This is a genomic window from Pseudomonas sp. TH08 (assembly GCF_016651275.1).
Classification (GTDB): domain Bacteria; phylum Pseudomonadota; class Gammaproteobacteria; order Pseudomonadales; family Pseudomonadaceae; genus Aquipseudomonas.
On sequence record NZ_JAEKEE010000003.1, the window covers coordinates 845,667 to 864,677 of the forward strand.

The window sequence follows — 19,011 nt, forward strand, 5'->3', positions numbered from 1 at the left end:
CGACTTTGCGGTCACATCCGTACCACGAAGACCCGCAACACGCGTCTGCATGTAACGTCATTCATAGAATCAATAGTTAGAAAATTCGCCCTAATTCACGCCGCGCCACGTTTAACAGGTTACGCTGGCTGGACGACAGGGGAATACGCTGATTGCTTGAAGCGAAATCAACTGAAAAAATTACCGGCCTGCCTGGCCAACCCCGCCCGATGAATCATGTCGGGCTTTTTACTTTCGGCTCAAGTCGAATGACCTGCAAACTTCTGGATCAGATGGGTCGGACCGGAAACGATTAGCAGATCGCCCGGCAAGATCAGAGTGCTGGGGGTGGCGTGCTGGAAATCCAGACTGGCGCGCTTCAACCCTACGATCGTCACACCAAATCTTTCCCGGATATCACTGTCGGCCAAGGTGTTGTTTTGGCTCGCCAGGGGCGCGTGAATCTTGGCAATGGCAAAGCCGTCATCGAACTCGATGAAGTCGATCATCCGCCCGGTAATGAGGTGAGCCACACGTTCCCCCATATCCTTCTCAGGGTAGACAACGTGATGGGCGCCAATCCGCTGGGCTATCTGACCATGCTCGGTCGTCCTGGCCTTGACCCAGATATCCCCGATACCCAACTCCGTCAGCGTCATGATGGTCAGCAAGCTAGCTGACAGATCTGTTCCTATCCCCACAATGGCGTGAGCAAAATCGGCTACACCCAATTGGCGCAAGACCATCAGGTTGGTGGAGTCCGCCTGGACAGCATGAGTCAAGAGATCGGCCCACTCATGGACTGGCGCGGCATCCTGGTCGATGCCCATCACATCGTGACCGAGCCGCATCAGCGATTGAGCCACGGAGCCACCGAAACGACCAAGGCCGATCACTACCACGCTATCGCCCTTGGAAAAGGAGAACTGCTCGGTAAAAAGAAATTTAGCCAACAATAGGATGTTCCTCTGGGTAGCGGTAAGGCATCCGGCGTTCGCCCAGAGCCAGTGACGCCGCGAGCGTAATAGTGCCGACCCGCCCGACATACATCAGTAGCGTGAGCATGAGTTGAGCTGACGCGGGGAGATCAGCGGTAATGCCAGTGGACAAGCCGACCGTGCCAAACGCTGAGATGACTTCGAATATGACCTGATCTGTGGGCAGGTCTGTTTCACGCATGATAAATAGCGTCGCCAGCACGATCATGGCGCTGCCTAGCACAAGCACTGTAATCACTTGGCGCTGGGCCGGGGCACCGATTCGACGACCAAATGCGTCGCTGTCGCTGTGTCCACGAATTTCCGCGATCACCAGTAAAACCAGAATGGCTACAGTGCCGACTTTTACACCACCTGCGGTGCCCGCACTGCCACCCCCGATGAACATCAGGAGATAGTGAATTGCCCAGCTTTCATGAGTTAACGCGCCGATATCAATAGAGTTGAATCCGGCTGTACGCGCAGAAACGGAAGCAAATGCCGCCGAGAGAACTTTATCGATCACTGGCATCGGACCAAGGGTAGCCGGGTTAAACCACTCAAACAGTAGCAGCGTTAAAAACCCGACTAGAAGCAGGACTGCCGTTCCGACCAAGGTGAGCTTGGTATGCAGCGACCAGCGACGAGGTTCACTGAATCTGCTGCGCAAGTCATACAAGACGGGAAAGCCAATGCCGCCAATAATGATCGCAGCCATGATTGGCAACAGGATCCCGGCATCGAACGCGTAACGCGTCAGGCTGTCGGAATAAATGGAGAAACCCGCATTATTGAATGCTGATACCGCATGAAACAGGCCGCTCCACGCCGCACTGGCCCATGGCAGATCATAAGTCAGGTGCAACCTGAGGGTGAGCCACAGGGTGAGGATGAGTTCCAAGGCGAATGTCACCACCAGGACCAGCCTGGCAACGCTGGCGATGTCGCCCAACCCCAACGAGCGTGACTCCAATTGTGCGACCATTTTGGTGCGCAGACGCAAGCCTCGGTTGACCATCAAGCCGAGCAAGGTCGCCACCGTCATAATGCCGAAGCCGCCGATCTGGAACAGCAGCAGGATCACTGACTGGCCGAAGGTCGACCAGTAAGTACCGGTGTCCACCACTACCAACCCAGTAACGCAGACAGCCGAAACGGCGGTAAAAAGGCCGTTACCCAAGAGGAGGAAATACCCTCGGCCTGGGACATCGGCAGCATCAAGATAGCGGTACCGACCAGTATCACAGCCAGGAAAACCAGGGAGACAACCCTGGCAGGATGAAGCAGCAATTTCATTTGGTAGCAGATCTCATGTAGTGACATGGGAATCTAAAGCACCTGAAAAACGTGAGGGCTTCAAATCTTGACGGTGGCCATGATCAATGCTGCCGTGACCGGTTCGATGAGGCATATCGTCGTTCACCACATCAACCCTTCGACGCTCCTGTCTTGCAAAGCTGTCCTATTCTCGAAAAAATTGCGATATCTAATTGAGACCCTCGCCCTTCTCATATTGGGTCGAGCTGCGAGGATCGACGAAAATTCAACCATCCGCAGACGTCGCGACTGCGCCTCCGGCATTTTTTTACTGCTCGTATGCCGGACGTTTCGCACCGTTACAGTGGGAAAAGTCCGCGAGTCATGCCAGCGCTTTCAGCGTGGCGTCGATATCCTGCAAAACCGTGGCTTCGCCCTTCTCGCCCCAATACAAGGCGATCATTTGTTTATCCGCCTCGACCTTGAAGACATTGTCCGGCAATTTTTCGAAATGATTGAGCAGCGCGCGGTCTTCGCAGACTTCCTGCCATTGATTGACCCACACGCCCGGCGATTTCTGCCACCAGGTCCAACATGCCGGTTGCTTGCCACGACGTGGCCGATGGTACTGCGCGCAGGGGTTCGGCGGCTCTTGAGAGAGCCAATGCGGCCACTCCTGGGGCGCCAGTTGCATAGCCAGGCCAATACGCCGTGCCTCCATGCGCAGGGCGATGCGACCGCTTTGCGCACGCGATGGACGCAACCAAGCCAGCGGACTTAAAACCACCAACAGGATTGACACCACCAACCAGACCGTCATATCTCTACTCCCAATTCTTGGTGAGCGCATTGTGTCACTTTGGAACCAATGCGCTTGAAACCAGCCATACTTAACAATATTGAAACCTCAGGAGGAGCACCTCATGCCCTACCACCACATCCTGGTCGCTGTAGATCTGACTGAAGAGTGCGACCCTGTTATCCACCGCGCCCGCGAGCTCTCGGTGAGCAATGGCGCCAAGCTGTCTCTGGTGCATATCGTCGAGCCGATGGCCATGGCGTTCGGCGGCGACGTGCCGATGGATCTGTCACAACTGCAACAGCAGCAATTCGATCAGGCCAAAGAGCGCCTCGAGCGCTTGAAGCTCAAGTATTCCGAACTCGAAGGCGCCAACTGCCACTTGACCTATGGTCAGCCACGTCAGGAGATCCATCATTTCGCCAAGGAACAAACGTGCGATCTGATCGTGGTCGGCAGTCATGGCCGCCATGGCCTGGCGCTGCTGCTCGGCTCCACCGCCAACGACGTGCTGCACGGCGCACCCTGCGACGTACTGGCCGTACACCTGACAAAACGCTGAAACACACTGATCATTGTGGGAGCGAGCCTGCTCGCGATAGCGTTATGACAGTCGACGAAAGTGTCGAATATCTGGACGCTATCGCGAGCAGGCTCACTCCTACAAGGGAACTGCGTTTACATATGAAAAGCCCGGCGCTCATCACTGAACGCCGGGCTTTTTCACATCAGAGACAATCAGGCATCCAGCTCGGCCCAACGCTCCATCAAGGCATCCAGCTCAGCCGTCAACTGTTCCAGAGAAGCAATCACCTTGGCCGTTTCTGCCGCAGGCCGCTGATAGAAACCGGCATCCGCCATTTCAGCTTCCACCGCAGCGATCTGCTGCTCCTTGGCGTCGATGTCGCCCGGCAACGCTTCCAGCTCGCGCTGCAGCTTGTAGCTCAGCTTCTTCTTCGCCCCCGGAGCGGCAGCGGCAGATTCAGCCACCGCAGCAGGCTCAGCCGTTACCACTGCCGAATTCAGGTCAGCCTTGCCGGATTTGCTTTCAGTCACGCCCAGCAGACGCGGCGAGCCCCCCTGACGGATCCAGTCCTGATAGCCGCCGACGTATTCACGAACCTTGCCTTCGCCTTCGAAGACCAGCGTGCTGGTCACCACGTTGTCGAGGAATGCCCGGTCGTGGCTGACCATCAGCACGGTGCCATTGAAGGTCAACAGCACTTCTTCAAGCAGCTCCAGCGTTTCCACGTCGAGGTCGTTGGTTGGTTCGTCGAGCACCAGCAGGTTCGCCGGCTTGCTGAACAATTTGGCCAGCAACAGACGCGCACGCTCACCACCCGACAGCGCCTTGACCGGAGTGCGGGCACGCTGCGGGCTGAACAGGAAGTCGCCGAGGTAGCTCAGCACGTGGCGGCTCTGACCGTCGATATCGATGAAATCGCGACCTTCGGCAACGTTGTCGATAACGGTCTTTTCCAGATCCAGTTGATGACGCAACTGGTCGAAGTAGGCCACGTCGATGCGCGTGCCCTCTTCCACTTTGCCAGAGGTCGGTTGCAGACCGCTGAGCATCAGTTTCAGCAGGGTGGTCTTGCCGGTACCGTTGGCGCCGAGCAGACCGATACGGTCGCCGCGCGTCAGCACCATCGAGAAATCTTTGATCAGGAACGGGCCGCCCGGGTGAGCGAAACTCACGTTCTCGAGCACCATCACCTGCTTGCCGGACTTGTCGGCAGTGTCCAACTGAATATTCGCCTTGCCGGTGCGCTCACGACGCTCGCTACGCTCAACGCGCAAGGCTTTCAGGGCGCGGACGCGGCCTTCGTTACGGGTGCGACGCGCCTTGATGCCCTGACGGATCCAGACTTCTTCCTGGGCCAGTTTCTTGTCGAACAGCGCGTTGGCGGTTTCTTCAGCGGCCAGTGCGGCTTCTTTGTGCACGAGGAAACTGGCGTAGTCGCCGTTCCAGTCGATCAGGCCACCGCGATCCAGTTCGAGGATGCGCGTGGCAAGGTTTTGCAGGAAGGAACGGTCGTGCGTGATGAACAGCACGGCGCCCTGGAAATCTTTCAGCGCTTCTTCGAGCCAGGCAATTGCACCGATGTCCAGGTGGTTGGTGGGTTCGTCGAGCAGCAGCAGATCCGGCTCGGACACCAGCGCCTGCGCCAGCAGCACGCGACGACGCCAGCCGCCGGACAACTGCGCGAGGGTCTTGTCGGCCGGCAGTTGCAGGCGGCTCAGGGTACTGTCGACCAGGGTCTGCAAACGCCAGCCATCACGGGCTTCGAGGTCTTGCTGAACGTGCATCAGCTTGTTCAGGTCTTCTTCAGTGACGCAGTTCTGCGCAAGGTGATGGTACTCGGCGAGCAACGCGCCCACGCCATCGAGGCCTTCGGCAACCACGTCGAACACAGTCCGATCGTCGGCCACTGGCAATTCTTGCGGCAATTCGCCGATTTTCAGACCGGGGGCACGCCACACGGAGCCGTCGTCAGGCTTTTGATCGCCCTTGACCAGCTTCATCATGCTGGACTTGCCTGTGCCGTTGCGGCCGATGATGCACACCCGCTCACCACGGGCGATCTGCCAGGACACCTTGTCCAACAACGGCATAGCGCCGAACGCAAGGGACACATCGCTGAATTTGAGCAGGGTCATGAGCTTCTCCAAAAACCGGGCGCGCATTCTACCTGAGTTAGGGCATCAACAGGCCGCCAATTTGTCTGTGGAAGCACTCTGCACAACATTTGTTGCGAACTTGTGCTGCAAGGCCCGCAAAGCTTTCGCCGCTTGCTGGCAAAAGGCTAAGCTACAGACAATTCAGTGCTGACCGAGGTCGGCACTTGTCATGATTTCTCTGCCCGGATGTCTCATGCGCAGTCGCCTTTTCAGTGTTTTGTCCTGCTTGCTACTTACCGCCGCTGCCGTTCAATCCGCCCAGGCGGTGGACCTGTCCACCCAACGCCAGTATTACGATGAAGCCAAGCGCGCCCTCGCCAAAGGCGATACCGGCCCGTACTTCCGTTACAGCCAGGCCCTGGCCGATTATCCGCTGGAACCGTATCTGGCCTACGACGAGCTGACCGCGCGCCTGAAAAGCGCGAGCAACGCCGAAATCGAGAAATTCCTCGCTGAACACGGCGATCTGCCTCAGGCCAACTGGATGAAGTTGCGCTGGTTGCGCTGGCTCGCCGACCGTGGCGACTGGGCGACCTTCGTCAAATATTACGACCCGAAACTCAACTTCACTGAACTGGACTGCCTCAATGCGCAATACCAGATCAGCAGCAACCATAAAGCCGAAGGTTATGCCAACGCTGAAAAGCTCTGGCTGACCGGCAAATCACAGCCCGCCGCCTGTGATGCGCTGTTCGGCGTCTGGGCCGCTGATGGCCAATTGACCGAACAGAAACGCTGGGAACGCACCAAGCTTGCCGCTCAAGCGCGCAACTATCCGTTGGCCAACAGCCTGGTCAACGGCTTGACCACCCTCGCCCCACGCGGTCGCCTGTTGGTCGATGTCGCGCAAAAACCCGAGTTGCTCAACCAGCCTTCACGCTTTACTCCAGGCGATGAACCGATGTCTGACGTGGTCAGCCTTGGCCTGCGCCGCCTCGCCCGCCAGGATCCGGACAAGGCCATGGCGCTGCTCGACGGCTATGCCAGCAGCATGCATTTTTCCCGCGATGAAAAAGTCGCGATTGCCCGGGAAATCGGCTTGACCCTGGCGCGACGTTTCGACAGCCGCGCGCTGGACGTGATGACCAAATACGACCCCGAGCTTCGCGACAACACTGTTTCGGAATGGCGCTTGCGCCTGCTGCTGCGCCTGGCTCGCTGGGACGATGCCTATCAACTGACCAAACGTCTGCCGCAGGATCTGGCCACCACCAACCGCTGGCGCTACTGGCAGGCACGCAGTCTGGAACTGGCGCAGCCACAGAATCCAGAGGCGCAGACCCTGTACAAAAACCTCGCCCGCGAGCGCGACTTCTACGGTTTCCTCGCCGCTGACCGTTCGCAATCACCGTATTCGCTGAACAACAAGCCACTGGTGCTCAGCCAGGCGCTGATCAACAAGGTGCGCAATACGCCTGGCGTTCGCCGCGCACTGGAGTTCCATGCCCGCGGGCAGATCGTCGACGGTCGCCGCGAGTGGTACCACGTCAGCCGCCACTTCAACCGTGACGAAATGGTTGCCCAGGCGAAGCTCGCCTACGACCTGAAGTGGTACTTCCCGGCGATCCGCACCATCAGCCAGGCGCAATACTGGGACGATCTGGACATCCGTTTCCCGATGGCCCACCGCGAAACCCTCGTGCGTGAAGCCAAGGTGCGCGGTCTGCATTCGAGCTGGGTGTTCGCCATCACCCGCCAGGAAAGCGCCTTCATGGACGACGCACGCTCCGGCGTCGGCGCCAGCGGCCTGATGCAGCTGATGCCCGGCACCGCCAAGGAAACCGCGCGCAAGTTCAGCATCCCGCTGGCCTCGCCACAGCAAGTGCTCGATCCGGACAAAAACATCCAGCTCGGCGCCGCTTACCTGAGCCAGGTACACAGCCAGTTCAACGGCAATCGCGTCCTCGCCTCCGCCGCTTACAACGCCGGCCCCGGCCGTGTACGTCAATGGCTTCGCGGCGCCGATCACTTGAGCTTCGACGTGTGGGTTGAAAGCATCCCGTTCGACGAAACCCGTCAGTACGTGCAGAACGTGCTGTCGTACTCGGTGATCTACGGCCAGAAACTCAACTCGCCGCAGCCGCTGGTGGATTGGCACGAACGCTACTTTGACGATCAATAACCGGTAATGCCGGTTACGCAGGAGCTGCCGAAGACTGCGATCTTTTGATTCAGCTTAAAAAATGCCCGCATTCTCATGCGGGCATTTTTTTAGATCAAAAGATCGCAGCCTTCGGCAGCGCCTACACGGCTACCGCGTGACCATCATTGAACTGCAACGCCGCCAGCCGCGCATACAGCGGATTGCTGGCAATCAATTCCTGATGGGTGCCGATAGCGACGAGTTGGCCCTGATCCATCACCGCAATGCGGTCGGCATTTTTCACGGTGGCCAGGCGATGCGCGATGACCAGTGTGGTGCGGTTCTGCATCAGGCTGGGCAACGCTTCCTGAATCAGGTGCTCGCTCTGTGCATCGAGGGCGCTGGTAGCTTCGTCCAGCAGCAGGATCGGTGCATCCACTAACAACGCGCGGGCAATCGCCAGGCGTTGGCGTTGACCACCAGAAAGGCCGAGCCCGCCATCACCCAGATGGGTCTGATAACCGTCGGGCATTTTTTCGATGAAGTCATGGGCGTGAGCAATTTTCGCCGCGTCCTTGACCTGCGCCAGCGTCGCCCCCGGATTGCCGTAACGGATATTCTCTTCAACGCTGCCGAAAAACAGTGCTGGCGACTGCGACACCAGAGCAAAGTGGCGGCGCAGATCCAGCGGATCGAGGCGGGTCAGTGGCACGCCATCGATAAGGATCTGCCCTTCCAGCGGATCGTAAAAGCGCAACAACAGGTCATACACCGTGGATTTGCCCGCGCCGGAGGGCCCCACCAACGCCAGTGTTTCACCAGGTCTGATGGTCAGATTGAGGCCGTTTACCGCATAGCTTTCAGGGCGTGACGGGTAGGAAAAGCGTACATCCTGCAATTGCAATTCGCCCCTGACGCGCTCCGGCAAGGTCATCAGCCCCGTGACCGGTGGCTGGATGATATTTTTCGAACCAAGCAGCTCCGCGATTCGCTCCGCCGCGCCTGCTGCTCGCTGCAATTCGCCGATGACTTCACTCAGCGTGCCGATCGCGCTGCCGACGATCAGGCTGTAAAAGACAAACGCAGCCAGTTCGCCACCGGTGATGCGCCCGGCGATCACGTCCATGCCGCCGACCCACAACATCACCGCGACAGCGCCCAACACCAGCACGATCACCATGGTGATCATCCATGAACGCTGAAAGATACGTTTGCGTGCCGTGTCGAAAGCGTCTTCAACGGTTGCCGCAAAACGTCGCTCGTCCTGTACCTGATGGTTATAGGCCTGCACGGTTTTGATCTGGCCGAGGGTTTCCGACACATAGCTGCCGATGTCGGCAACGCGGTCCTGACTCAGGCGTGACAGATTGCGCACGCGGCGGCCAAAAATCAGAATCGGTGCAACCACGAACGGCAAGGCGATCACCACGATGCTGGTGAGTTTTGCGTTGGTGACAAACAGCAGAATGACGCCGCCGATCACCATCAGCAGGTTGCGCAGGAACATCGACAGCGACGAACCGATCACCGACTGCAGCAGCGTCGTGTCGGCGGTCAATCGCGACTGAATCTCCGAACTGCGGTTGTTCTCGTAGAACCCCGGGTGCAGATAGACCAGATGATTGAATACCTCGCGCCGGATGTCGGCCACGACGCGTTCGCCAATCCAGGACACCCAGTAAAACCGCGCGAATGTGCCAACTGCCAGGCCCAACACCATCAGCATGAAGATGCCAATGCTCTGGTTGAGCTGGTGCGGCGACTGGGTCATGAAACCCCGGTCGACCAGCAGTTTGATCCCCTGCCCCATCGACAACGTGACGGCGGCGGTGACGATCAACGCCAGCAGCGCACCGATAACTTGCCAGCGGTAAGGGGCCAGAAATCGACTGGTCAGGCGCAGGGCGCGACGGTGCCTTGAAGAAAGCTTCGGGGTCATTCAGGTACACATCCGTGTTGATAAAAGGGCTAGCCTAAACCTTCTATGGGGTGGAACTCTGTAAATCACAATGAGTCAGGTTAAATATGCCCCCAAAGACTAGGCCATAGTTGCTATTGGTCTAACGTCCCGGTTGAGACGAGCGGTCATTTCTGCTGGACTGGAGTGACCGTACGGGACAGACCGAAAGGCGTTGTCACAGCCTGGTCACGTGGCGGTTTTAATCTATCAATACAACCTGATGAGGAGACAGGCCATGTCCTTGCAACACAGCAGCGATGACAAGATTGAAGTGATCCGCACCAAGCCCGGCCAGACTCTGGGTTGCTCGATTATCGATGAGCAGGGCCGTGAAGTACCGATCACTGAAGACATGATCCAGGACGCCTGCCGCGAACTGGAGAAGCGATTGGTCAAGCCTGCCGAACAAAAGTGATATAGCCACCGTCTTCCTGACCCGGCCCCTTTTGGCCGGGTTTTTTCTGCCTGAACAGTTGAGCCTTGTAATGAAACGATCGCTGGCAAGCCAGCTCCCACAAGATTTTCGTCGTACTCAAAATCAGAGTGCTCCGCGAAACCTGTGGGAGCTGACTTGCCAGCGATGAAGCCACCTCGGTCCCTAAACAGCCACCGCGCCGAGTGCTGTCACAATCTGCTGCAACGCCGGCGAATCGCCTTCGATCCGCACCTTCAGGCCTTCAATTTCGCGCCGAACCGGATACTGCTTGCGCAGCACATCAAACGCCGCACGCTGTTCAGCGACATTGCCTAAAAGGCTGCGGCGAAAATCCGCGTCATCGCGGCGCGGGTCGTACACGCCACGACACAACATCGCCAGCGCCCAGGCCGGATCGCTGTCGGCGTGCAGGGAAACTTCCGACAACCACGGCGCCGGCAGCAATTCACTGAGCTGGATGCTCGCCGGTTGGCCAATAAATTCGCAGTAAGCCTGATAGATCTGCGCCGTTCCACGCTGCTTGCCATCGAGGCTGTAACCGGCAATGTGCGGCGTGGCCAACACGCAAAGCTCGGCCAGCGCGACGTCAACCTCAGGCTCTGCCTCCCAGACATCGAGAACAGCCTGCAAGTCTTCACGCTCCAGCAGCACTTTGCGCAACGCGGCGTTATCGACCACAGGGCCACGAGCGGCATTGATCAGCCATGCACCGGGCTTGAGTTGTTGCAAACGCTGCTGATCAAACAGGTGCCAGGTCGCACCATCGCCACTGCGGGTCAACGGCGTGTGCAGGCTGATCACATCACACTGCTCGATGATCTGTTCGAGGCTGACGTAGTCGCCGCCTTCAGTCGCCTGACGCGGCGGATCGCAGACTTTCACGTTCCAGCCCAAGCCTTTCAGGACTTTGATCAGCCGACCGCCGACCTCACCGGCACCCACAACGCCGTAGGTGCGTTGAGTCAGATCGACGCCTTCGATTTCAGCGAGGGTCATCAGACTGCCCAGTACGTAATCGACCACACCGCGGGCGTTGCAACCAGGTGCACTCGACCAGGTAATGCCGGCCTCATTGAAATAGTCGAGGTCCAGGTGATCGGTACCGATGGTGCAGGTCCCGACGAAACGAACCTTGCTGCCCTCAAGCAGCGCCCGGTTGACGTTGGTCACCGAACGCACAAGCAACACGTCCGCCTGCTCGACCGTCGCACGGTCGATGGAACGGCCCGGCACCCGGCGAATCTCGCCGAAACCGGCAAAAAAAGCATCGAGCAGCGGAATATTTTCGTCGGCAACAATCAGCATGGCAGGCTCCTTGGGCGGATCGGCAGTTTAGGTGCTGATCGGTTGATGAGCCAGCAAGCTTTGATTGCACACGCAAGAACAACACGTCTCCTGTGGCGAGGGAGCTTGCTCCCGCTCGGCTGCGAAGCCGTCGCAAAGTCCGTCACCGAGACTTATCTGATTCACTGTGTCGTTCAGTTTGGGGGCCGCTACGCGCCCCAGCGGGAGCAAGCTCCTCGCCATAGGGCAATCGCGTTGCAGGCGAAGGTGATTTACAAATCCGCAACAGGGATTTTTCCTGACCAAGGCGTCAGCGGCGTAGAATGCGGCGCCCTGCGCATCAACATCTGTGGACGCTCTGCCTGTGAATTCTGTTACTGACCAACCTCTCGCCGCCTCCCTCAGCCGCCCCGCGCGGATTCGCCTGGAGTTCAAGAACCTGCTGGGCCTGGCGCTGCCGATCATCATCGCGCAACTGGCGACCACGGCCATGGGCTTCGTCGATGCGGTGATGGCCGGGCGCGTCGGGCCCAAAGACTTGGCGGCAGTGGCATTGGGCAACTCGATCTGGGTGCCGGTGTTTCTGCTGATGACCGGTACCTTGCTGGCGACCACACCGAAAGTCGCCCAGCGATACGGCGCCGGTACGCACAGCGAAATCGGTCCGATTGTCCGTCAGGCCTTGTGGCTGGCCCTGGTCGTCGGACTGATCGCGACCGCCATGCTGGTCGCCGCCGAACCGGTGCTGCACTTGATGAAAGTCGATCCCGAGCTGATCGGCCCCTGCATGCAGTACCTGCACGGTATCGCCAGCGGCTTGCCGGCGGTGGCGTTTTATCACGTGCTGCGCTGCACCAGTGACGGCATCGGCCGTACCCGCCCGGCGATGGTCCTGGGTCTTTGCGGTCTGGCGCTGAACATTCCGCTGAACTACATCTTCATTTATGGTCACTTCGGCGTGCCGGCCATGGGCGGCGTCGGCTGCGGCTGGGCCACGGCGATCGTGATGTGGGTGATGGCGCTGGGTCTGGCCGGTTATGAGCGCTGGGCGCCGGCTTATCGTTCGAGCGAACTGTTCAGCCGTTTCGACTGGCCGCAATGGGCGGTGATCAAACGCCTGCTGTCGATTGGTCTGCCAATTGGCATCGCGGTGTTCGCCGAGTCGAGCATTTTCGCGGTGATCGCCCTGCTGATCGGCAGCCTAGGCGCGACGGTGGTGGCCGGCCATCAAATTGCGCTGAACGTCAGCTCGCTGGTGTTCATGATTCCGTACTCGCTGGGCATGGCGGTGACCGTGCGCGTTGGTCAGGCTCTGGGCCGCGAAGAGCCGCGTGAGGCGCGCTTTGCTGCGGGCGTCGGCATGGCTACCGCATTGGCCTACGCCTGCCTGTCGGCCAGCATGATGTTGCTGCTGCGCGAGCCGATTGCGGCGATCTACACCGCTGACCCGACCGTGATTCACATCGCGGCGATGCTCATCGTGTATTCGGCGCTGTTCCAGTTCTCCGATGCGATCCAGGTCACCGCTGCCGGCGCGCTGCGCGGTTATCAGGACACTCGCGTGACGATGATCCTGACCCTGTTCGCTTATTGGGGCATTGGCTTGCCGGTGGGTTACGCCCTCGGCCTGACCGACTGGCTTGGCGAACCACGCGGCCCGAGTGGTTTGTGGCAGGGCCTGATCGTCGGCCTGAGCTGCGCGGCGCTGATGCTGTCGGTCCGCCTGACTCGCAGCGCACGCAAGCGCATCCGGATCAGTCGCTCGATGGGCTAAAACCCTTACGCGGGACGAAAAAAGTGGGAGCGAGCCTGCTCGCGAATACGGTGTGTCAGTCACCCTTATCAGTGACTGATGTAGCGTATTCGCGAGCAGGCTCGCTCCCACATTTGGTTTTACGTTTGCCTTGGGCTCAAGCCTGCTTTTTGCGGATCCAGTACAGATAAGTACCGGCCTCTTCGTGCTGGCCCACCAGTTCGTGGTCGAGAAACACACAGAACTTGGGAATGTCACGACGGGTCGAGGGATCCGTGGCGATCACCTTAAGCAGGCCGCCGGGCACCAGATCACGGATGTGCTGGTGCAACATCATCACCGGCTCAGGGCAATTGAGGCCGGAGGCGTCGAGGGTGCCGTCGACCGGCGTGTCGATCATTTCACTCATGATTCACTCCTGAAACTGGCCGGCATTGTCGCGCATTGCCGGGTATTCGGTCATCTGTGGCGAGGGGATTTAGCGAAACGTCGCACCGCCCCGATGGGTCGCGTAGCGGCCCCAAAAACCGGGGATGCGCTGCATCCCATCGGGGATAAATCCCCTCACCACAAGGCTCGCTCCCACAGGGTTTTGCAGTGTTTCAGCGGGATTTGGTTTTCTTGATGTCGTGTCGGCGCAGGTGGCAGGTGACTTCTTCGCGGTCGTGATACAGCTGCTTGCAGCCGATATCAACCTTGATTCCGCGCGCCTTGAAGCCGTCGGCAATGCGTTCAAGCAGGCGTTTCACTTCGGCATAACGCTGCTTCATTGGCAGTTTCAGGTTGACCACTGCCTCCCGGCAATGCCCCTCGCCGATCCACTCTTCGAGCATCGCCGCGTTACGTGCGGGTTTCTCGACGATGTCGCAGACCATCCAGTCCACCGGCTGCTTGGGCTTGAAGGTAAAACCATCGGCCATCAAGTGTTGCACCAGGCCAGTGTCCATAAGGCTTTCGGCCATCGGGCCGTTGTCGATCGCGGTCACCAGCATGCCGCGATTGACCAGTTGCCAGGTCCAGCCACCCGGTGCGGCGCCGAGGTCAACGCCGGTCATGTCGCTGTGCAGGCGGTCTTCCCACTGATCACGCGGGATGAAGTGGTGCCAGGCCTCTTCCAGCTTCAAGGTCGAACGGCTTGGCGCCTCACGCGGGAACTTCAGACGCGGAATGCCCATCGGCCACATTGCCGAGTTGCCGGCATCGGCCATACCGAGAAACACTTCGCGACCACTTTTGAAGGTCAGCAACAGACGCGGCTTGTCGGCGTCGTCGACCAGTTTGCCGGCGCCGGTCAGGGCCTTGCGCAGTGGGCCTTCGAATTTCTTGCAGAAGTTCGACAGTTCCTTGCCGTCGTTGGTGTCAACGACTTCCAGCCACAGGCTGCCGCACAGCGGAAATTCGGCCATGTGCGCGAGGATCACGCTGATACGGTCGGTTTCCGGCAGATCGATAAACACTCCGCGCGCCCATTGGCGCGGGAAGATCAGCTCGGCGAAACGCTGACCGCGCATCAGGCGCTCGGCGCCATCTTCTTCGGTGCAGACAAACTCGGCGCAAGCGGTGGCTGCTTTGGCCTTGGCGTAGCCGGCCACGTTGAGTTGAGCGGCGAGGTCGGAAATCTCCGAACAGACTTCGCCTTCGAAACCTGGCCGGCAATGCATGAATAGGGTGTTCATTCTTACTCCTGGGCAGAGGGCGGACATTCGGCCCCTGCGCGATGCTCAAGCCTTGCGTTGCAGCAAAACCTGTCACGAAAACCGGCGCATGATAGCCGATGTCGGAACCTTGGACTTGCCCATAGAGTCCAGTTATTAGCCAGCTACCTAAAACAGGGCTAGGTTTAAAGCTCTATTCGTCCCCTCAATCCGTAGCCGTGCGGATTCAAAGGAGTGATCGTAATGCCGTCCCTCGATAGTCTGAAAACCCTTAAAACGCTAAAAATCGACGACAAGACCTACCACTATTTCAGCTTGCCGGATGCCGCGAAGTCCCTTGGCAACATCGACAAACTGCCAATGTCGCTGAAAGTTTTGCTGGAAAACCTGCTGCGCTGGGAAGATGAAAAAACTGTCACCGGCGCCGACCTCAGGGCCATTGCGGCCTGGCTCAAGGAGCATCGCTCCGATCGGGAAATCCAGTACCGCCCGGCCCGCGTATTGATGCAAGACTTTACCGGCGTACCCGCCGTGGTCGATCTCGCCGCCATGCGCGCGGCCATGGCCAAGGCCGGCGGTGATCCACAGCGCATCAATCCACTGTCGCCGGTTGATCTGGTGATCGACCACTCGGTGATGGTCGACAAATTCGCCAGCCCGAGTGCGTTCGAGCAGAACGTCGACATCGAGATGCAGCGCAACGGCGAGCGTTACGCCTTTCTGCGCTGGGGCCAAAGTGCTTTCGACAACTTCAGCGTGGTGCCGCCGGGCACCGGCATCTGCCACCAGGTCAACCTCGAATACCTCGGCCGCACCGTGTGGACCAAGGAGGAAGACGGCCGCACTTATGCCTTCCCCGACACCCTGGTCGGCACCGACTCGCACACCACCATGATCAACGGCCTCGGCGTACTCGGCTGGGGCGTCGGCGGGATCGAGGCGGAAGCGGCGATGCTCGGGCAACCGGTGTCGATGCTGATTCCGGAAGTGATCGGCTTCAAGCTCACCGGCAAACTTAAAGAAGGCATTACCGCCACCGATCTGGTGCTGACGGTCACGCAAATGCTGCGCAAAAAAGGCGTGGTCGGCAAATTCGTCGAATTCTACGGTGACGGCCTCGCTGATCTGCCGCTGGCAGACCGCGCAACCATCGCCAACATGGCCCCGGAATACGGCGCCACGTGCGGTTTTTTCCCGGTCGACGACGTGACCCTCGAATACCTGCGCCTGTCCGGCCGGCCGCCGGAAGTGGTGAAACTGGTCGAGGCGTACACCAAAGCCCAGGGTCTGTGGCGTCTACCCGGTCAGGAACCGGTGTTCACCGATAGCCTGGCGCTGGACATGGGCAGCGTCGAAGCCAGTCTCGCCGGGCCGAAGCGTCCGCAGGATCGTGTCTCACTGCCGAATGTGCCGCAAGCTTTCAGCGACTTCATCGATCTGCAATTCAAACCGACCAGCAAGGAAGAAGGACGCCTTGAAAGTGAGGGCGGCGGTGGCGTCGCCGTGGGCAATGCCGATCTGGTCGGAGAAACCGATTACGAATACGAAGGCCACACTTATCGCCTGAAAAACGGCGCGGTGGTCATTGCAGCGATCACCTCGTGCACCAACACCTCCAACCCGAGCGTAATGATGGCCGCCGGGCTGCTGGCGAAAAAGGCTGTGGAAAAAGGCCTGACCCGCAAACCGTGGGTAAAGAGTTCGCTGGCGCCGGGCTCAAAAGTGGTCACCGATTACTACAAGGCTGCGGGATTGACGCAATACCTCGACCAGCTCGGTTTTTCACTGGTGGGCTACGGTTGCACCACCTGTATCGGCAACTCCGGGCCGTTGCCGGAGCCGATCGAAAAAGCCATTCAGAAAGCCGACCTCACCGTCGCGTCGGTACTGTCCGGCAACCGCAACTTTGAAGGGCGTGTGCATCCGCTGGTGAAAACCAACTGGTTGGCCTCGCCACCGCTGGTGGTGGCTTATGCGCTAGCCGGTAGCGTGCGCACTGACATCAGCAGTGAACCGCTGGGTAATGATCAACAGGGCAATCCGGTGTACTTGCGTGACATCTGGCCGAGCAGCAAGGAAATCGCTGACGCCGTCAGCCAGGTCAGCACGGCGATGTTCCACAAGGAATATGCCGAAGTGTTTGCCGGTGATGAACAGTGGCAAGCCATCGAAGTGCCACAAGCGGCGACTTATGTGTGGCAAGACGATTCGACTTACATCCAGCATCCACCGTTTTTCGATGACATCTCCGGCCCGTTGCCAGAGATAAAGGATGTCAAAGGTGCGCGGGTGCTGGCCCTGCTCGGCGACTCGGTGACCACCGACCACATCTCCCCTGCCGGCAACATCAAGGCTGACAGCCCGGCCGGGCATTATTTGCGCGAAAAAGGCGTGGAACCACGGGACTTCAACTCTTACGGCTCACGTCGCGGCAACCACGAAGTAATGATGCGCGGCACCTTTGCCAATATCCGTATTCGTAACGAAATGCTCGGTGGTGAAGAAGGTGGCGCCACGATCTACATTCCGACTGGCGAGAAACTGGCGATCTACGACGCGGCCATGAAATATCAGGCCTCGGGCACGCCGCTGGTGGTGATTGCCGGGCAAGAATACGGCACCGGTTCCAGCCGCGACTGGGCGGCCAAGGGCACCAATCTGCTCGGTGTCAAAGCGGTGATCGCTGAGAGTTTCGAGCGGATCCACCGTTCCAACCTGGTGGGCATGGGCGTGTTGCCGTTGCAGTTCAAACTCGATCAGAACCGCAAGAGCCTCAACCTGACCGGCAAGGAAACCTTCGAGATTCAGGGGCTGACCGGGGTCGAGTTGACGCCGCGAATGAACCTGCCGCTGGTGATCACCCGTGAAGACGGACGTCAGGAGAAAATCGAGGTGTTGTGCCGGATTGATACGTTGAACGAGGTCGAGTACTTCAAGTCGGGCGGGATTCTGCACTATGTGTTGCGCCAGTTGATCGCCTCATAACGCCTGGATCCCCTGTGGTGAGGGGATTTATCCCCGATGGGCTGCGCAGCGACCCTGTTTTTCCCTCAAAGAACGGGCCTGCTGCGCAGGCCAACGGGGATAAATCCCCTCGCCACAAGTTCTTCCGTGGTTTTCCGGGGACGAAAAAACCCGCCGAAGCGGGTTTTTCCCAAGACCATTATCGACTCCCTGTCGGCAGCGATCCTTGCAATGGTCGATCATCCTTGATCCTGAAACACTCCCTGTGTCTCAGTTGATGTGTGTAGATTACCCACGGGATCCAATCGGTAATAGTCGACATAGCTACCATCGCGTGTAGGACATTCGCCATAGCAGCCCTTCCGAAAACCCCTAGGCATGTCAGGCATCGAGCATGGGCGCGACGATTTTCGCGACTTTCAACTGCCCTGAGGCGTGCTCCAGCGCGTCATCCTCCAGGAACCACGCAGCGGACAGGCCGGCAAACGCCAACACCATTGCAGAAGGCGACGACGATCCAGGCCCGCGGCCGCAACGATCACCTCGACCTGCCGGTGAAATCGCTCGGGGTCGCCGACAGTCGGCAGGTCCGGATTGCAGATCAGGTTGGCGTAGTCAAAACCGCGCTCGCCCTTCACTCGCTTCGGATCAATCGCCAGCCAGCCGCGCGAGCCGAAATCGAGGACATTGTCGTGGTGCATGTCACCGTGCAACACCACGACGTCCTGCGGATCGGCGAGCAAGGCTTCGGCGGTATGCAGGCTCAAGACATAAGGCCCACCATGTTCTGCGGCAGCGATTCGCAGTGAAGCAAACCACGGCCCCAACTCCACCAGCGGCGGGGGCGGCGTGGTTCGCGGGGCATGCAGCCGTGCCAGCGCGGTGCACAAAATGCGGCTGGCTTCATCATCCTGGCCATTGAGCGCCATGTGCATCAGCGAACGCCGACCCATGGCCCGCTCCATCAGCAAGCCATCCTCATGGTGCGCCAGTACGCGAGCGGCGCCCTCGCCGTCCCACCAGGTCATCAGCAGGTTGCCGTACTTTTCTTCGGCGTCGTCAGCCAGTTTCAGCATCGCCGGGGTGTCACCCAGGCGCACCGGCAACAAACGGCTGCAGGGGGTAGTGATTGGCGCGCCGTCCGGGATGAGCGCCCAGCGTTTCAGCCACGGTTGGAAAATA

13 protein-coding genes and 1 pseudogene are annotated in these 19,011 nt (G+C 59.2%); 5 read left to right on the forward strand and 9 right to left on the reverse strand.

Features of this window, described 5'->3' with window-relative positions; genetic code table 11:
* Positions 1–239: 239 nt before the first annotated feature.
* The 3 genes from JFT91_RS17120 to JFT91_RS17130 form a co-directional block, all read right to left on the reverse strand.
* Positions 240–935, reverse strand: coding sequence for a potassium channel family protein (locus tag JFT91_RS17120; protein WP_201233198.1), 696 nt, complete (start codon positions 933–935; stop codon positions 240–242).
* Entirely contained in the window at positions 925–2,136 is a 1,212-nt protein-coding gene (locus JFT91_RS17125; protein WP_242489286.1) for a TrkH family potassium uptake protein, read from the reverse strand. Before JFT91_RS17125 ends, JFT91_RS17120 begins: the two co-directional genes overlap by 11 nt.
* Positions 2,137–2,595: 459 nt before the next feature.
* Positions 2,596–3,033, reverse strand: coding sequence for a hypothetical protein (locus JFT91_RS17130; RefSeq protein ID WP_201149028.1), 438 nt, complete (start codon positions 3,031–3,033; stop codon positions 2,596–2,598).
* A 103-nt stretch (positions 3,034–3,136) separates the two neighbouring features.
* On the opposite strand from JFT91_RS17130, the gene JFT91_RS17135 reads away from it, so the two are divergent.
* Positions 3,137–3,574, forward strand: a complete 438-nt coding sequence (locus JFT91_RS17135; RefSeq protein WP_201226613.1) for a universal stress protein — start codon at positions 3,137–3,139, stop codon at positions 3,572–3,574.
* 176 nt (positions 3,575–3,750) lie between these two features.
* On the opposite strand, the gene JFT91_RS17140 is transcribed toward JFT91_RS17135, so the two are convergent.
* The gene (locus JFT91_RS17140; RefSeq protein ID WP_201226614.1) at positions 3,751–5,673 is read right to left on the reverse strand and encodes an ATP-binding cassette domain-containing protein; all 1,923 of its coding nucleotides are present in this window, start codon (positions 5,671–5,673) and stop codon (positions 3,751–3,753) included.
* A gap of 214 nt (positions 5,674–5,887) precedes the next feature.
* Here JFT91_RS17140 and JFT91_RS17145 point away from each other — a divergent pair, with 214 nt between their 5' ends.
* The gene (locus JFT91_RS17145) at positions 5,888–7,816 is read left to right on the forward strand and encodes a transglycosylase SLT domain-containing protein (protein ID WP_201149027.1); all 1,929 of its coding nucleotides are present in this window, start codon (positions 5,888–5,890) and stop codon (positions 7,814–7,816) included.
* 121 nt (positions 7,817–7,937) lie between these two features.
* Here JFT91_RS17145 and JFT91_RS17150 read toward each other — a convergent pair whose 3' ends face one another.
* Positions 7,938–9,716, reverse strand: a complete 1,779-nt coding sequence (locus JFT91_RS17150; protein ID WP_201233199.1) for an ABC transporter transmembrane domain-containing protein — start codon at positions 9,714–9,716, stop codon at positions 7,938–7,940.
* Positions 9,717–9,972: 256 nt separating this feature from the next.
* Between JFT91_RS17150 and JFT91_RS17155 the strand changes: the two genes are divergently transcribed.
* Positions 9,973–10,152 carry a PA1571 family protein gene (locus JFT91_RS17155; RefSeq protein ID WP_201233201.1) on the forward strand — a complete coding sequence of 60 codons (180 nt, stop codon included), beginning with the start codon at positions 9,973–9,975 and terminating at the stop codon, positions 10,150–10,152.
* Between the two features lie 183 nt (positions 10,153–10,335).
* Here the strand turns inward: JFT91_RS17155 and pdxB are convergent, their stop codons facing one another.
* A complete protein-coding gene (gene pdxB, locus JFT91_RS17160; protein WP_201233203.1) occupies positions 10,336–11,478 on the reverse strand; it encodes a 4-phosphoerythronate dehydrogenase PdxB in 1,143 nt (380 codons plus the stop codon).
* A gap of 343 nt (positions 11,479–11,821) precedes the next feature.
* Here pdxB and JFT91_RS17165 point away from each other — a divergent pair, with 343 nt between their 5' ends.
* Positions 11,822–13,231, forward strand: coding sequence for an MATE family efflux transporter (locus tag JFT91_RS17165; RefSeq protein WP_201233205.1), 1,410 nt, complete (start codon positions 11,822–11,824; stop codon positions 13,229–13,231).
* A gap of 136 nt (positions 13,232–13,367) precedes the next feature.
* Here JFT91_RS17165 and tusA read toward each other — a convergent pair whose 3' ends face one another.
* A complete protein-coding gene (gene tusA / locus JFT91_RS17170; RefSeq protein WP_201226619.1) occupies positions 13,368–13,619 on the reverse strand; it encodes a sulfurtransferase TusA in 252 nt (83 codons plus the stop codon).
* A gap of 193 nt (positions 13,620–13,812) precedes the next feature.
* A complete protein-coding gene (rlmM, locus tag JFT91_RS17175) occupies positions 13,813–14,886 on the reverse strand; it encodes a 23S rRNA (cytidine(2498)-2'-O)-methyltransferase RlmM (protein ID WP_201226620.1) in 1,074 nt (357 codons plus the stop codon).
* A 222-nt stretch (positions 14,887–15,108) separates the two neighbouring features.
* Between rlmM and acnA the strand changes: the two genes are divergently transcribed.
* Positions 15,109–17,850 carry an aconitate hydratase AcnA gene (acnA, locus tag JFT91_RS17180; protein WP_201233206.1) on the forward strand — a complete coding sequence of 914 codons (2,742 nt, stop codon included), beginning with the start codon at positions 15,109–15,111 and terminating at the stop codon, positions 17,848–17,850.
* Between the two features lie 360 nt (positions 17,851–18,210).
* Here acnA and JFT91_RS17185 read toward each other — a convergent pair.
* Positions 18,211–19,010: pseudogene (locus tag JFT91_RS17185) on the reverse strand (aminoglycoside phosphotransferase family protein).
* Between the last annotated feature and the right edge of the window lies 1 nt (position 19,011).

Excerpts from the sequence above, each read along its gene's own strand:
- pdxB (WP_201233203.1), bottom strand. The coding sequence starts at position 11,478 with ATGCTGATTGTTGCCGACGAAAATATTCCGCTGCTCGATGCTTTTTTT.
- JFT91_RS17130 (WP_201149028.1), bottom strand. The coding sequence starts at position 3,033 with ATGACGGTCTGGTTGGTGGTGTCAATCCTGTTGGTGGTTTTAAGTCCG.
- JFT91_RS17150 (WP_201233199.1), bottom strand. The coding sequence starts at position 9,716 with ATGACCCCGAAGCTTTCTTCAAGGCACCGTCGCGCCCTGCGCCTGACC.
- acnA (WP_201233206.1), top strand. The coding sequence starts at position 15,109 with ATGCCGTCCCTCGATAGTCTGAAAACCCTTAAAACGCTAAAAATCGAC.
- JFT91_RS17145 (WP_201149027.1), top strand. The coding sequence starts at position 5,888 with ATGCGCAGTCGCCTTTTCAGTGTTTTGTCCTGCTTGCTACTTACCGCC.
- JFT91_RS17140 (WP_201226614.1), bottom strand. The coding sequence starts at position 5,673 with ATGACCCTGCTCAAATTCAGCGATGTGTCCCTTGCGTTCGGCGCTATG.
- JFT91_RS17155 (WP_201233201.1), top strand. The coding sequence starts at position 9,973 with ATGTCCTTGCAACACAGCAGCGATGACAAGATTGAAGTGATCCGCACC.
- tusA (WP_201226619.1), bottom strand. The coding sequence starts at position 13,619 with ATGAGTGAAATGATCGACACGCCGGTCGACGGCACCCTCGACGCCTCC.
- JFT91_RS17135 (WP_201226613.1), top strand. The coding sequence starts at position 3,137 with ATGCCCTACCACCACATCCTGGTCGCTGTAGATCTGACTGAAGAGTGC.
- rlmM (WP_201226620.1), bottom strand. The coding sequence starts at position 14,886 with ATGAACACCCTATTCATGCATTGCCGGCCAGGTTTCGAAGGCGAAGTC.